Source organism: Mycobacterium sp. (assembly GCF_035314665.1).
Lineage (GTDB): Bacteria > Actinomycetota > Actinomycetes > Mycobacteriales > Mycobacteriaceae > Mycobacterium.
Window position 1 is genome coordinate 1 of record NZ_DATFZD010000269.1, and the last position, 13,896, is coordinate 13,896.

General features: G+C 65.9%; 16 protein-coding genes. 4 read left to right on the forward strand and 12 right to left on the reverse strand.

Annotated features, from left to right (window positions below; all coding sequences use genetic code 11):
- Both VKI00_RS19085 and VKI00_RS19090 read left to right on the forward strand, forming a co-directional pair.
- Positions 1 to 825 (forward strand): IS110 family transposase (locus VKI00_RS19085; protein WP_324440131.1); only part of this gene is annotated, 825 nt, incomplete at its 5' end.
- 14 nt (positions 826 to 839) lie between these two features.
- On the forward strand, positions 840 to 2,372 hold the full coding sequence (locus tag VKI00_RS19090) for a serine/threonine-protein kinase (protein WP_324440133.1): 1,533 nt from the start codon (positions 840 to 842) through the stop codon (positions 2,370 to 2,372).
- 12 nt (positions 2,373 to 2,384) lie between these two features.
- Here VKI00_RS19090 and VKI00_RS19095 read toward each other — a convergent pair whose 3' ends face one another.
- The 11 genes from VKI00_RS19095 to VKI00_RS19145 form a co-directional block, all read right to left on the reverse strand.
- Positions 2,385 to 2,870: an RICIN domain-containing protein gene (locus VKI00_RS19095; protein ID WP_324440135.1), complete on the reverse strand. Its 486-nt coding sequence runs from the start codon at positions 2,868 to 2,870 to the stop codon at positions 2,385 to 2,387.
- Positions 2,871 to 3,081: 211 nt separating this feature from the next.
- Positions 3,082 to 4,659 (reverse strand): HNH endonuclease signature motif containing protein, encoded by a 1,578-nt coding sequence (locus VKI00_RS19100; RefSeq protein WP_324440137.1) that lies wholly within the window; start codon positions 4,657 to 4,659, stop codon positions 3,082 to 3,084.
- A 127-nt stretch (positions 4,660 to 4,786) separates the two neighbouring features.
- Positions 4,787 to 5,137, reverse strand: a complete 351-nt coding sequence (hisI, locus tag VKI00_RS19105; RefSeq protein ID WP_324440139.1) for a phosphoribosyl-AMP cyclohydrolase — start codon at positions 5,135 to 5,137, stop codon at positions 4,787 to 4,789.
- Positions 5,134 to 5,931: an imidazole glycerol phosphate synthase subunit HisF gene (hisF, locus tag VKI00_RS19110; RefSeq protein WP_324440141.1), complete on the reverse strand. Its 798-nt coding sequence runs from the start codon at positions 5,929 to 5,931 to the stop codon at positions 5,134 to 5,136. Before hisF ends, hisI begins: the two co-directional genes overlap by 4 nt.
- Positions 5,921 to 6,733, reverse strand: coding sequence for an inositol monophosphatase family protein (locus tag VKI00_RS19115; RefSeq protein WP_324440143.1), 813 nt, complete (start codon positions 6,731 to 6,733; stop codon positions 5,921 to 5,923). The genes hisF and VKI00_RS19115 overlap by 11 nt, the downstream gene beginning before the upstream one ends.
- Positions 6,734 to 6,740: 7 nt before the next feature.
- Entirely contained in the window at positions 6,741 to 7,475 is a 735-nt protein-coding gene (gene priA / locus VKI00_RS19120; protein ID WP_324440146.1) for a bifunctional 1-(5-phosphoribosyl)-5-((5-phosphoribosylamino)methylideneamino)imidazole-4-carboxamide isomerase/phosphoribosylanthranilate isomerase PriA, read from the reverse strand.
- An 11-nt stretch (positions 7,476 to 7,486) separates the two neighbouring features.
- On the reverse strand, positions 7,487 to 8,107 hold the full coding sequence (hisH, locus tag VKI00_RS19125; RefSeq protein ID WP_324440148.1) for an imidazole glycerol phosphate synthase subunit HisH: 621 nt from the start codon (positions 8,105 to 8,107) through the stop codon (positions 7,487 to 7,489).
- On the reverse strand, positions 8,104 to 8,718 hold the full coding sequence (gene hisB, locus VKI00_RS19130; RefSeq protein ID WP_324440150.1) for an imidazoleglycerol-phosphate dehydratase HisB: 615 nt from the start codon (positions 8,716 to 8,718) through the stop codon (positions 8,104 to 8,106). Before hisB ends, hisH begins: the two co-directional genes overlap by 4 nt.
- Positions 8,715 to 9,839 (reverse strand): histidinol-phosphate transaminase, encoded by a 1,125-nt coding sequence (locus VKI00_RS19135; RefSeq protein WP_324440153.1) that lies wholly within the window; start codon positions 9,837 to 9,839, stop codon positions 8,715 to 8,717. The genes hisB and VKI00_RS19135 overlap by 4 nt, the downstream gene beginning before the upstream one ends.
- Positions 9,836 to 11,164 (reverse strand): histidinol dehydrogenase, encoded by a 1,329-nt coding sequence (hisD, locus tag VKI00_RS19140; RefSeq protein ID WP_324440191.1) that lies wholly within the window; start codon positions 11,162 to 11,164, stop codon positions 9,836 to 9,838. The genes VKI00_RS19135 and hisD overlap by 4 nt, the downstream gene beginning before the upstream one ends.
- A gap of 84 nt (positions 11,165 to 11,248) precedes the next feature.
- Complete coding sequence (locus VKI00_RS19145; RefSeq protein WP_324440155.1) at positions 11,249 to 11,560, reverse strand: DUF1330 domain-containing protein; 312 nt, start codon at positions 11,558 to 11,560, stop codon at positions 11,249 to 11,251.
- Between the two features lie 131 nt (positions 11,561 to 11,691).
- On the opposite strand from VKI00_RS19145, the gene VKI00_RS19150 reads away from it, so the two are divergent.
- Together VKI00_RS19150 and VKI00_RS19155 are read left to right on the forward strand one after the other, a co-directional pair.
- A complete protein-coding gene (locus VKI00_RS19150; RefSeq protein ID WP_324440157.1) occupies positions 11,692 to 12,360 on the forward strand; it encodes a TetR/AcrR family transcriptional regulator in 669 nt (222 codons plus the stop codon).
- An 83-nt stretch (positions 12,361 to 12,443) separates the two neighbouring features.
- A complete protein-coding gene (locus VKI00_RS19155) occupies positions 12,444 to 12,854 on the forward strand; it encodes a nitroreductase family deazaflavin-dependent oxidoreductase (RefSeq protein WP_324440159.1) in 411 nt (136 codons plus the stop codon).
- On the opposite strand, the gene VKI00_RS19160 is transcribed toward VKI00_RS19155, so the two are convergent.
- Positions 12,851 to 13,879: a zinc-dependent alcohol dehydrogenase gene (locus VKI00_RS19160; protein WP_324440161.1), complete on the reverse strand. Its 1,029-nt coding sequence runs from the start codon at positions 13,877 to 13,879 to the stop codon at positions 12,851 to 12,853. The two genes, VKI00_RS19155 and VKI00_RS19160, sit on opposite strands and share 4 nt — an antisense overlap.
- Positions 13,880 to 13,896 lie beyond the last annotated feature (17 nt).

Below are 13,896 nucleotides of genomic sequence, written 5' to 3' on the forward strand. Positions count from 1 at the left end.
GTGGTGCGGGTGCCACCGAAGTTGATGGCCCAGACCCGGGCCTCGGCGCGCACCAGGGGTAAGTCTGACCCGATTGATGCCTTGGCGGTGGCGCGAGGGTATCTGCGTGAACCCGACTTGCCGGTCGCCTCACATGACGAAGTGTCGCGGGAACTGAAGTTGTTGGTGGATCGCCGCGAAGTGCTTGTGGCCCAACGCACGGCGACGATCAACCGGCTTCGGTGGCGGGTTCATGAACTCGATCCCGAACGCGCCCCTAAGCCGGGTTCGCTGCATCTGGTTAAGCACCGCGATGTGTTGCGCGTCTGGCTGGACACCGTAGCGGGTCTGGTCGCCGAGCTGGCCCGAGACGAGCTGGCCGACATTACCCGGCTTAGCGCGGCGATCGAGGTGTTGACCAAACGCATCGGTGAGCGCAGTCGCCAGGTTGCTCCCGCGCTGCTAACCCTTCCGGGCTGCGGTGAGCTCACTGCGGCCAAACTCGTCGGTGAAGCCGCCGGGGTGGCCCGCTTTAAAAGTGAGGCCGCGTTTGCCCGCCACTCTGGGGTTGCACCTATTCCGGTGTGGTCAGGTAACACCGCCGGCCGCGTACGGCTGACACGTTCGGGCAACCGTCAACTCAACGCTGCGCTGCACCGCATTGCGGTCACCCAGATCCGTCTCGACGGCCTCGGACGCACCTACTACCGCACGCGACTCGCCGCCGGCGACTCCTCGGCAGAAGCGCTGCGCTGCCTAAAACGGCGCATCGCTCGCACCGTCTTTGGCCACCTCCACACCGACCACCAAACCCGTAATAACCCTTGCCAACTGGCAGCGGCTTGACATAGGAGAAACGCATGCCGCTGAACCCCGGAGATGTGTTCGCCGGATACACGATCGTGCGGCGGTTGGGCTCCGGCGGGATGGGCGAGGTCTACCTGGCCCAACATCCGCGGCTGCCCCGCCGAGACGCCCTCAAGGTGCTACCGGCCAGCCTGACCGCGGACCACGAGTACCGTCAGCGATTCAGCCGCGAAGCGGACCTCGCCGCGGAGCTGTGGCATCCCCACATTGTCGGCATCCACGACCGTGGCGAGTTCGAGGGACAGCTGTGGCTTTCGATGGACTATGTCGAGGGAACCGACGCCGCCGAGTTGCTCCGCAGCCGATATCCAACCGGGATACCGAAACACGAAGCGTTCGAGATCGTCACCGCCGTCGCTGACGCCCTCGATTACGCCCATCTACGGGGATTGCTGCACCGAGACGTCAAGCCCGCCAATATCCTGCTGACTGATGCCGATCCGCGGACGCGACGGATCTTGTTGGCCGACTTCGGCATTGCCAGAGAAATCGCTGATATCAGCGGTCTCACCGCCACCAACATGGTGGTCGGGACCACGGCCTACTCGGCGCCCGAACAACTCATGGGTTCCGATATCGATGGGCGGGCCGACCAATACGCACTCGGTTGCACCGCTTTTCACCTGCTGACCGGGGCAGCGCCGTATCAAAATTCCAATCCGGCAGTGGTCATCACCCAACACCTATCCGCGCCGCCCCCACTGATCGGCGAACGACGACCCGAGCTCGCGGAACTTAATGACGTGATCACCAAAGTGCTGGCAAAGGACCCCGATGATCGCTACCCGACCTGTTCCGATTTCGCAGCGGCACTCACCGGACAGCCGAACGCCGCGGTGGCGAACACTGTCGCCGCCCAGGCGGCCGTCGCCCCCACGACTCGTGTTGCGGCGCCGCCGCAGTCCACGCAGGCGAAAGGTCGGCGCCGCGGGCTGCGGCCAGCTGTGCTGATCTCGACTGTCGTCGCCACGCTCGTGCTGCTCGCGGTGGCGAGTGTGGTCGGCGTAGATCTGATGCGTCGCCACGCGCACTTGTCAGGCACCGGCGTCCATACCGCCACGAACCAGCCGGGCGACGGCGCCAGCCCCGGCCCGAGCCAGCGAAGCAACGGCGGCCCCGCGGCGCCATCGTCGATCCAACTCACGAGGTACATCACCGATCCGTCAGGCGTGTTGGCCCCTGCCGGCCGCGCCGCGGTGGAGGGCGCGATCTCGAAGCTCTTCACCGAGCGCAACGTCCACCTTTGGGTGGCGTATGTCAACGATTTCTCCGGGCTCACCCCATTCAGATGGGCCGAGGACACCATGCGCGCCAACGGATTCAGTGACACCGACGGGCTTTTGGCCATCGCCACTGCTAATCGGACCTTCGCATTTCGACCGCCGGTCGCAATGACCAACGGAACCAACGGAACTCGCGTCAATGCTGAGCTGATTCGGAAGGATCGGATCGCGCCCGCTGTGCGAAGCGACGAATGGGCCCGTGCGGCGGTAGGGGCCGCCAACGGATTAGAGGCCGCCGGCTAGCAGGGAGGCCGGTCACGGCACGCTATCCCACTCCTCGTCTGTCACATCGGGGATGCAGTGGTAGGCGATTACCGCAGTCCCCGGGTTCGCGACGCCGCCGTCGATGTTGAGGCAGGGACCGAGCGCACTCGTCACCTGGGCGTTGGGTTGGGTGCTCCAAAGCTGGTTGTTCGAATTGGCCTGACAGGTCGAGAGGATTACCGGGGTGGTATCTGCCGCGTTACTGATGCTAAGGCAAGCCCCGGGGAAGGCAACGCTCTCGATCTGACCGGCAGAGTTGCGATTCCAGAGCTGGGATTTCGACCCATCGCAAGAGTTGACCATCGTCGCAGTGTTGTTCCCACCCGGAGCGTCTAGACACCAATTGCCCAATCGACTCTTCAACTGGACCGGGTCGGCGGCACCCGCCACACCAGCGCTCAACAGGGCGATACCGAACACTGCACCGCCGACGACAAGGGCCCTGCGTACACCGCCCATCAACCGTGATTCACGCATCTCCGCTCCATCCACTCGTCCTAGTCCATCGTTGCGCACTACGAGCAGCGCAGGCTAGACCAAAACCACCTTCGTTCAGCAATGCGGTTCCCAAAACGCAACCGCGATCGACATGGAGGCAATCCGGCGCAGCCACATCGAGCGGCCGTAACGCGCCGCGAATGGCTCGCGCGGCGGCAGCACAGGCCGAGGGATTGAGACCCAGGCCGGCTTAGAAAGGCGGCGGTTGGTTGCGTTCGGCGATATGGGCGTTGTTCAGTGCACGTTCAGCATCGATGCGATGCGCGCGGTCCTGCTCCCGAGTTCGTCGGCGCACCGGCATCATGACCCCCCGGTCGCCCGGCGGTCGATCCACCGTTGGGGCAGAAGGCAATTCGCGAGTCGGCAGGCATAAGCTGGGGAATAGCAGGCGACTGCCCGGGCGAGTGGTGTACCGCTGCCCGGTCGGCGCGGTCCAGATGACAGTGCCGTCGGGTAGCTGTTCATCGCGCCAGCCGTTTGTACCTCCCCAAAATGTTTTGAGCAGGTGGTGTTTTCGACAGAGACATTTGAGATTGGAGGGGTGCGTCGGCCCGAGCGGGTAGGGCACCGTGTGGTCCACATCGCAGAACTCGGCAGGTCGATCGCAGCCGGGAAAGCGACAGCTCAAATCCCGACAGCGGACAAACCGCTCCACGGCGGCCGACGGCCGGTAGCCCGATTCCGGTGCGGCGCCGCCGGTATGCCACAGCGGCTGGATCTTCGCACCACGTTTGATTAGCTCCGCCAATAGCGGCGTGGGTACCACACCACCACTGGTGATGAGTGCGGCCGGCGGTTTGGCCACCCAGCCTCCGGGTGGCTCGGGTTCGGGCGCGGGAGGCCGCACCAGTGGTGCGCCGGTGGCAGTGGGTTGCCGCGTGGGGGCACCAGAGAGATGCTGGTCTGGTTGGGCGTTCACCGCCGATGCATCGGCGACGACGTGGATGACCACACCGCTAGACCGCTCAGCGCCTTCTGCATCGGCCGGGCAGTTCGCGTTGCCGCAAGCGCACTTTAGCCGTTCGGCTCCGGCGGCCAGCGCCCCTAATGCGTCGGCGCGGCGCTGCGCGATGGTACGCGGATCGTCATCGCAAACCTCGTGGGCCATCTGCATCAGCCGCCGATCCAACGCGGTCGCGTCTGTCGCGAATAGGCGGCCCCATATTGCTGCGGTGCCGGACTGTTGGTCGGCCGAGTCAATCACTACCTCCCGGCTGCGTGCGGTTGCACGGGTGCGACGCAGCGCGCCCGGATCGTGGCGGTCCACGATCGCCTCGATGGCTTGGACGGTCTTGTGGATCGACATCGGCCCGAAAAGTGCGGCGTCCTCGGCGATGGTCTTATCGACCAGCCGCAGCGCCTCGGAGTCTTTGATCAGGTAGGTATGCCAAGCGATCATCCGCACCAGCCAGTAGCTGATCATCCCGTCGGCGAAGAGCTCAGCTACTCGAGGCAGCCGGTCACGTAGTCCGACGCTCAGATACATCTGACCTGATGCCATGCCATGACTAATGCCCTGAGCAGCAGCAATTTCAGCAGCCATCGCATCCCAGTTGTCACAGGACCACCGCCCGCATTCGGCAGAGCCGCCTTCGACCCTGCGGCTCACCAGTTCGGCTATGGCAGCAAATCGGCGGGCTGACGCCGCGGCCTCCACCCGCGCCCAGCCCGTGACCGCGGCCACGACCATCGAGTCATCGGCGCGCTTCAGCTCCTCAAGATCCGGCAGCGAGTTGTCGAACATACTTTCGACCTTAGGCGTCTCCACTGACTCAACCTTTTTGGCAGGGTCACGAATGGGCGACCTGTGGAGCAACACCCAACTGTGGATAACCCGCCGCCTCCGCCGCGGCGTAACGACACGCTGGCAACCTGGCACCGCCGTCTCGACCCGGTCAGTCGTCGTCCGGCTCCAGCAACACGTCGGCGTCGAAGCAGCTGTGGTCACCGGTGTGGCAGGCGCCACCGACCTGGTCGACCACGAGCAGCACTGCGTCGCCGTCGCAGTCCAGACGCACCGAATGCACTTGCTGGGTGTTTCCAGAAGTCGCTCCCTTGACCCACTGCGCGCCGCGTGACCGCGAAAAATACGTTCCTTCACGGGTTTCCAGGGTGCGGGCCAGTGCCTCGTCGTCCATCCACGCGACCATCAACACGTCGCCGCTGCTGCGTTCCTGGACGACGGCGGTGAACAGCCCGTCGGCGTTGCGCTTGAGGCGTGCGGCGATCGCGGGGTCGAGCGTCATCGGACGGTGATCCCTTCTGCGGCCATGGCCGCCTTCACCTGTCCGATCGTCAACTGCCGGAAGTGAAAGACGCTGGCGGCCAATACCGCATCGGCACCCGCGGCGACCGCCGGTGCGAAATGCTCGGCCGCACCCGCGCCTCCGCTGGCGATCACCGGCACGGTCACCGCCGCGCGAACCGCCCGCAGCATCGCCAGGTCGAAGCCGGCCTGGGTACCGTCGGCGTCCATCGAATTGAGCAGGATCTCCCCCACCCCGAGCTCGGCGCCGCGGGCCGCCCATTCGACGGCGTCGATGCCGGTGCCGCGGCGCCCACCGTGGGTAGTGACCTCCCAACCCGATGGTGTGGGGGCCGAGCCGGCGGGCACGGTGCGGGCGTCGACGGACAACACGATGCACTGCGAGCCAAACTGATTGGCCATCTCGGCCAGCAACTCGGGGCGCGCGATGGCAGCGGTGTTGATCGACGCCTTGTCCGCGCCGGCCCGCAGCAGCACGTCGACGTCGGCCACCGTGCGCACCCCGCCGCCTACGGTCAGTGGGATGAACACCTGCTCGGCGGTGCGGCGCACCACCTCGAGCATGGTGGCCCGTCCCGACGACGACGCGGTCACGTCGAGGAAGGTCAGCTCGTCGGCGCCCTCGGCGTCGTAGGCGGCGGCGAGTTCGACGGGATCACCTGCGTCCCGCAGGTTCTCGAAGTTGACACCTTTGACCACCCGACCGCCGTCGACGTCCAGGCAGGGAATCACCCGCACCGCGAGATCGGTGCCACAGTAAGCGTCAGTACTCATCCGGTCGTCCTACCCTGTCCAGCATTTCGAGCATCTCGGCGTGCACACCGGGGGCGGCGGCCAGCGCGGACCGCGAATCGGGGGTCCACTGTTCGCCGGCCAGGTTTGTCACAACGCCACCTGCGGCCCGCACCAGCGCCACACCCGCGGCGTGATCCCATACATGGTGGCCGAAACTGATTGCACCGCCGAGAATCCCGTCGGCAACATAGGCGAGGTCGATGCCGGTGGCGCCGTGCATCCGCAGCCGCAATGACACCCGGCTGAGCTCTTCGAGCACCGCGATCCGGTAGCGGCCCGGAAACCGGCCACGCGAGTCGGCGTTGAAGGTTCCGACACCGATGACCGATTCCGTGAGCTCGGCCTTGGTCAGTGCCTCTTGCGGCGCACCGTTTTTCATCAGCGGGCCGCCTGCGACCGCGACGTAGCGCTCGCCGGTGAACGGCAACCACGTCAGGCCTGCCACCGGATCTCCGTCGTGCAGCAGACCCAGCAGGATCGCGGCCATCGGCGAGCCGGCGGCGTAGTTGAAGGTGCCGTCGATCGGGTCCAGAATCCATACCCACGGCGAGTCGATGTCAGCTCCGCCGAACTCCTCGCCGTGCACGTCAATTCCGGTCGTCTTCACCAGCGCGTCGACAACCTGGCGCTCAATCTCCAGATCGACCTTGGTGGCGAAATCGTCACCCCGCTTGCTGACGGCGGAATCCGCGCGGTGACCGGCGATGAACGGCTCCGCCGCGGCGTCCAGGATCGCCGACGCTTTCTCCACTACCGAGGCCACGTGCACGTCGAGATCCATTGCCGTCCTAACCTGCCACCGCGGCGAACGCCTGCGGCAAGCTGAATCGTCCGGCGTAAAGCGCCTTTCCCACAATCGCGCCCTCGACCCCGCTCCCGGTCAGGGTGGCGATGGCGCGCAAATCGTCCAGGCTGGACACGCCGCCCGACGCGATCACCGGCACGTCGGTACGCTCGGCGACAGCGCGAAGAAGACCGAGGTTGGGCCCGGTCAATGTGCCGTCCTTGGTGACATCGGTCACGACGAACCGCGAACACCCTTCGCTGTCAAGGCGTTCCAGTACTTCCCACAGATCGCCGCCGTCGGTTTCCCAGCCGCGGCCGCGCAGCCGATGATCGCCGTCGACGATTTGCACGTCCAGGCCGACAGCAACCTTGTCGCCGTGCTCGGCGATCACCTGGGCACACCACCGCGGATTCTCCAACGCAGCGGTCCCCAGGTTGACCCGGGCGCATCCGGTCGCCAGGGCGGCCGCCAACGAGTCGTCGTCGCGGATGCCACCGGACAGTTCGACCTGCACGTCGAGCTTGCCCACCACCTCGGCCAGCAGTTCACGATTGGAACCGCGGCCGAACGCCGCGTCCAGGTCGACCAGGTGAACCCATTCGGCACCGTCGCGTTGCCAGCCCAGCGCGGCGTCCAAAGCTGAGCCGTATTCGGTTTCGCTACCGGCCCGGCCCTGCACCAAGCGCACCGCCCGACCCTCGACCACGTCGACAGCGGGCAACAAAATCAACGACACGGCTTACCCCTCTATAACCCCTCAACCCAATTGCTCAACACGGCCGCCCCGGCGTCCCCGCTCTTTTCCGGATGAAACTGGGTGGCAGTCAGCGGCCCGTCCTCGACCGCGGCCAGAAACGGCACTCCATGGGTGGCCCACGTCAGCAGCGCCGCGGATCGGCCTTCCCACCGCTGGGCCGCGTAAGAGTGCACGAAATAGAACCGGGCATCGGGATCAAGCCCTTTGAACAGCGCGGTGCCCGGCGCACCCACCACCACGTTCCACCCCATGTGCGGGATCACCGGTGCGTCCAACCGAGTCACGGCGCCGGGCCACTGTCCGCAGCCGCCGGTCTCGACCCCGAACTCGACACCGCGGGCGAACAAGATCTGCATGCCGACACACACGCCCAGCACCGGTCGCCCGCCCGCGACTCGCTCGGCGATGACCCGCTCTCCGCCTATCCCGCGCAGCCCGGACATGCACGCCTCAAAGGCGCCGACGCCCGGCACCACCAATCCATCGGCCGCCGCGGCGGCGTCGAGGTCGGCCGACACGTCGACCGAGGCGCCGACGCGTTGCAGCGCACGCTGCGCAGACCGCAGATTGCCTGAGCCATAGTCCAAAACCACAACGGATTTGGGTTTCACAAGGTCCCTTTGGTGGACGGCACACCGGAGACCCGCGAATCCAGCTCAACGGCGTAGCGCAATGCGCGGGCGACGGCCTTGTACTCGGCTTCGGTGATGTGGTGCGGGTCGCGGCCGTACAGCACCCGCACATGCAACGCGATCCGCGCGTTGTTCGCCAGTGTCTCGAACACGTGGCGGTTCACGACCGTGTGATACGGCACGGTGTTACCGGCAATAGTGAAGTGCCGCAGGTGATCCGGCTCGCCGGTGTGCACGCAGTACGGACGGCCAGACACGTCGACAATGGCATGCGCCAACGCCTCGTCCATCGGGATGTAGGCGTCGCCGAACCGGCGGATGCCCTTTTTGTCCCCAAGCGCCTGCCCGAGAGCCTGGCCGAGCACGATCGCGGTGTCTTCGATGGTGTGATGCGCCTCGATCTCGACATCACCCTTGGCCCGCACCGTCAGGTCGAAGCTGGCGTGGCTGCCCAGCGCGGTCAGCATGTGGTCATAGAACGGGATTCCGGTGTCGACGTGCACCTTTCCGGTCCCGTCCAGGTCGAGTTCGACGACGATGTCGCATTCCTTGGTGGTGCGTTCGACGCGGGCGTGGCGCTGCGGGCTCATGACGCTCCTAACGGCTGGGCCAATTCGGTGGCGGCGATCTGGGCGCTCGTCTGCAGGAAGACGTCGTTCTCTTCGGCCAGCCCGGTGGTGACGCGCAAGTAGCCGGGGATACCGACGTCGCGGATCAGGACGCCGGCATCCAGATAGCGCTGCCAGGCCGTCGGCGCGTCGGCGAACTGCCCGAACAGCACGAAGTTGGCGTCGCTTGGGACGACCCGAAATCCCATGCCGCTCAACGCCGCGCTCACCCGCTCGCGTTCGGCGATCAACGCCGCGACGCTGCCCAAGGTGTCATCAGCGTGCCGCAACGCGGCCCGGGCGGCGGCCTGAGTGACCGACGACAGGTGATATGGCAGCCGCACCAACAGCATCGCGTCGATCACCGCCGGGGTGGCGATCAGATAGCCGAGCCGACCGCCGGCGAAGGCGAAGGCCTTGCTCATGGTGCGGGTCACGATCAGCTTGGTCGGATACTCCGCGACCAGCGACACCGCGCTGGGCTGCGACGAAAACTCTCCATAGGCTTCGTCCACGATCAGGATCCCAGGCGTCGCACCCAGCAACTTCCGTAGATCGGGCAGCGAAACACTCTGCCCCGACGGATTATTGGGGCTGGCGACGAACACCACATCGGGCGCACGGTCGGCGATCGCGGCGACGGCAGCCTCGACGTCGAGGCTGAAGTCCGCGGCGCGCACCGTCTCGATCCATTCGGTATGCGTGCCGTCGGAGATGATCGGGTGCATCGAGTATGACGGGACGAATCCAATCGCGCTACGCCCCGGTCCGCCGAAAGCCTGCAGCAACTGCTGCAGAATCTCATTGGAACCGTTTGCGGCCCAAAGGTTTTCCACGCCAAGCTGAACACCGGTCTGCACGCTGAGATAGGCGGCCAGGTCACGGCGCAAAGCCACCGCGTCGCGATCGGGATACCGGTGCAGATCGACGGCGGCATCGCGCACGGACGCAACAACGTCGTCGACCAGTGCCTTGGTCGGCGGATGCGGATTCTCGTTGGTGTTCAGCCGCACCGGAACCGCCAGCTGCGGCGCACCGTAGGGCGATTTGCCGCGCAAGTCGTCGCGCAGCGGCAGGTCGTCGAGCGCCGGCTGTTTGGTCATCGCTCGAACCTGCGCCGTACCGCCTCGCCGTGTGCGGGCAGGTCTTCGGCCTTGGCTAACGTAACCACGTGCCCCGAAACATCTTTCAGGGCTGCCTCGGTGTAGTCGACGACGTGGATGCCGCGCAGAAATGTCTGCACGGACAGGCCACTGGAATGCCGGGCACTTCCCGCCGTCGGCAGCACGTGGTTGGAACCGGCGCAGTAGTCGCCGAGGCTGACCGGCGAGTACGCGCCGACGAAGATGGCGCCCGCCGAGTGGATTTGCGCCACAACCCGATCCGCCTCGGCGGTCTGGATCTCCAGGTGTTCGGCGGCGTAGGCGTTGACGGTGCGGATACCGGCGTCGATGTCGTCGACCAAAATGATCGCCGACTGCCGCCCGGCAAGCGCGGTTGTCACCCGCTGGCGGTGCACGGTAGTGGCCAGCTGGACGGCCAGCTCGCTGTCGGTCGCATCGGCCAAGTCGGCGCTCGGTGTCACCAGCACGCTGGCGGCCATCTCATCGTGTTCGGCCTGGCTGATTAAGTCGGCGGCGACATGCGCGGGGTCGGCGGTGTGGTCGGCCAGGATGGCGATCTCAGTGGGCCCCGCTTCGGCGTCGATGCCGACCCGCGAGCGGCAGATCCGTTTGGCCGCGGTGACGTAGATGTTGCCGGGCCCGGTGATCATGTCGACCGGTGCGAGATCGGCGCCGTCGGTGTCGGTTCCGCCGTAGGCCAGCAACGCCACCGCCTGCGCCCCGCCGACCGCCCACACCTCGTCGACGCCCAGCATGCGCGCGGCGGCCAGGATCGTCGGGTGCGGCAGTCCCTGAAATCGGCCCTGCGATTGCGCCTGCGGCGGGCTGGCCACCACCAGCGAGCCGACGCCGGCAGCCTGCGCCGGCACCACGTTCATCACCACGCTGGACGGGTACACCGCGTTGCCGCCAGGCACATACAGCCCGACCCGCTCGACGGGAACCCACCGCTCGGTGACGGTGGCGCCCGGGCCCAGCGTCGTCGTGGAGTCGGTGCGGCGCTGGTCGGCATGCACGGCACGGGTGCGCTCGATCGCGACCTCCAGGGCGACCCGGACGTCGGGGTCCAGGCCGGCCAGCGCGCCGTCCAACTCGGCGGCGGGCACCCGGACGCTCGGTGGGCGCACTCCGTCAAACGACTCGCCGTATTCCAGCGCGGCCTCCGCGCCCCGCTCAGCAACCGCCTCGACGATCGGGCGCACCGACGGCAGCGCGGCATCCACGTCCACTCCGCCGCGGGGCAACGCTGCCCGCAGCCGGGCAGTCGACAGCTCCTTACCCCGCAGGTCGATGCGCACCATCACGTTCACATCGACCATTGTCCCCGATGGAAGCAACGGGTTTAGTTTTCGGGGGGTTCGGGCCGGTGATCGCCCCGCGGGTGAGAATCAAGGCGCTTCAGGGAAACCCGAAACAAGCACCAGATTCGATGTGGTGGAGCCATGGCGTAACCCAGCCACGGCCTGATATTCGTCGGACTCATACCAGGCGCGCGCGAGTTCCTTGCTCGGAAATTCGATGAGCACCGTCCGGGTGAAGGGCCAGCTGCCCTCGACGATTTCGACCTTTTCGTCGAGGCCGACGACCTTCCCACTGAACTTGTCGAAGATCTCTTGGTGGCCGGCGGTTTCGTACTGGTGGTAGGCATCCCGATCGTTGATCAGGATTTGCACGATGACGAACGTCTTGGCTGCGGACATGAGCGGTCTCCTCGGGCCGGTGCGGATGCCAACAACGTACGCAGCTTGTTGAGTTAGAGTCAATGAGTGAACCTCTATGAGTTAGATTCGTTGAGTTGTGCTCGCCAGTCGTCGTGAAGCACGATCTATCTGTGACCGCCGGCAACGCCAACCTGGGCCGCCAGACGCAACGTCAGGCGCAGGCCGAACTGACCCGGCGCAAGCTTCTCGACGCCGCTGTCGGGCACTTCTCGGCCCGTCACTTTGACGACGTCGCGACGAGCGACATCACCGAAACCGCTGGTGTCGCCCAGGGCCTGCTGTTCCACTATTTCGGGAACAAGCGCGAGATCTACCTCGAAGCCCTACGCGATGCCGCCAATAAACTCAACGCCGCCACCACACCGCCGCCCAGCGACGGCTCTGCCGGTCAGCAATTTCGACGGATGTTGCGCGCCCACTTGGCCTACCTCAGCGAACACGACGGGATGGCCCAGCGATTGGTGCTCGGCGGGAGCGGCGGCGACCCCGAAGCGTGGGAAATCTTCGATCAGTCGCGTTGGCACACCATCGAGTGGACCTGTCAGCTGCTCGAACTCGACATCACCGGGCCGGCATTGCGATTAATGCTGCGCTCCTGCGCGGGCGCTCTCGACGAGGCCACCGCCTACTGGCTGAAGAACGACCGCCCTTTTGATCCCGACGCGTTGGTCGAAGTAGTCGTCGAGCTCCTCATCACGTCGTTACGGTGCGCGGCCCAACTCGACCCGGAGATAGACGTCAGCAACGCTGTCGCGAAATTGGCTGATCGCCTTGCCTGAGGAGTGGAAGTCACTGTCCCAGCGCAGATCAGCGCCATACCAGGCCGGTACAGTGGCGGCACACCACGAAAAACGGAGCCGCCATGTCCACAAAGGACCATCCCAACAACGCCCCGGGCGTCCCGATGCTCTTCCCGGTCTGGTTCGAGAACTTCCAGACCAAGTACTTCAACCCCGCGGTGAAGCCGTTCGCGCGCTACCTTCCGACGTTCTCGGTGATCAAGCACCGTGGCCGCACATCCGGCAAGCAGTACGAGACCATCGTGACCGCGTACCGCAAAGGCAACGTGCTGGCCATCGGGCTGGCCCACGGCAAAACGAATTGGGTGAAGAACGTGCTGGCGGCCGGTGAAGCCGACGTGCACTTCATCCGCAAGGACGTCCACATCACCAACCCTCGGGTCCTGCCCGCCGGCAGCGACGGCAGGGGGCTGCCCTTCTTGGCCCGCCAGCAGATCGGCCGGGTCGGGGTCTTCGTCGCCGATATCGCCTAGAGCCGGCTAAAAACCGTCTTGCCGGCCATTGTCGGCCACACCGACGGTGCGTCTTCCCAGGCCACGACACGGTCGACAACCGGGGACAGATCGCAGCCGCCGGCCAGTAGCTCCAGGATTTCCGGGATGACGGCGCGCGCACTGACCCGCCCGGTGACGAACCGCACACCGCGGGTGTACATCGGCAGCAGCGGCATCTCGACGTTGTATTCGGGGTAAATCCCGGTGTCGGTGCACACCCCGTCCGGCCACGTGGCACGCAGCGATGCGGCCAGCAGCGCTGAATCGCCGCTGGTGTTCACGGTGACGGGATACAGATCCCAAGACTTGTCGGGTTTGGCTACGTCATGGACCGCTGCCCCGAGCTTCTCGGCGGCCGCCAGGCGGTCCGAATCGGTATCGAAGTAGTCGACATGGAAGCCGAGTGCTGCCGCGAATGCCGCCGCGTACAGCCCGATCGACAGGCGGCCGACGACGAGGACGCGGCGATCGGCCTGATCGAGCCCGGCCAGCTCCGCAAGGTAAGGCCCAACCGCGCGCCAACCGTCGGGAATATTGTCCGACAGTGAGGCGATAGCGATCGGGTCCACGGCGTCGGGAACGGGGATCAGCATCGCGTCGGCGTAGGGCACAAGTACGAGATCGCTCATGAATCCGCCACCGTCCAGACCGGCAAGCGGTGCCATTCCGTACATCGCCATGAGCGGCAGCGACGCGCAGGAACCCGTGACGCCGCGGCGGCATTCGCGGCAGTATCCGCAGCTGATCTGAAACGGTACGACCATGCGGTCGCCCACTCGGGCGCCGGATACGTCGTCACCCACCGCGACAACCTCGCCGAGCCCCTCGTGGCCCACTGCATGTCCGGGCGGCATGGGCAATCGGCCATGGACGACTGCGACATCAAGGTCGCAACAGGCCACCGCCAAAGGCCTGATCAGGGCCTGCTCCGGCGCGGTGATCTCCAGATCGGGCACGTCGCGCCAGACGTATCGCCCGACATCTTCGAATGTCAGCTGCTTCATTGCAGCATTCTTGAGCG

Bases quoted from the DNA above. Each gene is read 5' to 3' on its own strand.
- VKI00_RS19160 (WP_324440161.1), bottom strand. From the start codon at position 13,879: ATGAAGCAGCTGACATTCGAAGATGTCGGGCGATACGTCTGGCGCGAC.
- hisB (WP_324440150.1), bottom strand. From the start codon at position 8,718: ATGAGCCCGCAGCGCCACGCCCGCGTCGAACGCACCACCAAGGAATGC.
- VKI00_RS19155 (WP_324440159.1), top strand. From the start codon at position 12,444: ATGTCCACAAAGGACCATCCCAACAACGCCCCGGGCGTCCCGATGCTC.
- VKI00_RS19145 (WP_324440155.1), bottom strand. From the start codon at position 11,560: ATGTCCGCAGCCAAGACGTTCGTCATCGTGCAAATCCTGATCAACGAT.
- hisF (WP_324440141.1), bottom strand. From the start codon at position 5,931: ATGAGTACTGACGCTTACTGTGGCACCGATCTCGCGGTGCGGGTGATT.
- VKI00_RS19090 (WP_324440133.1), top strand. From the start codon at position 840: ATGCCGCTGAACCCCGGAGATGTGTTCGCCGGATACACGATCGTGCGG.
- VKI00_RS19135 (WP_324440153.1), bottom strand. From the start codon at position 9,839: ATGACCAAACAGCCGGCGCTCGACGACCTGCCGCTGCGCGACGACTTG.
- VKI00_RS19095 (WP_324440135.1), bottom strand. From the start codon at position 2,870: ATGCGTGAATCACGGTTGATGGGCGGTGTACGCAGGGCCCTTGTCGTC.
- hisI (WP_324440139.1), bottom strand. From the start codon at position 5,137: ATGACGCTCGACCCCGCGATCGCCGCACGCCTCAAGCGCAACGCCGAC.
- VKI00_RS19115 (WP_324440143.1), bottom strand. From the start codon at position 6,733: ATGGATCTCGACGTGCACGTGGCCTCGGTAGTGGAGAAAGCGTCGGCG.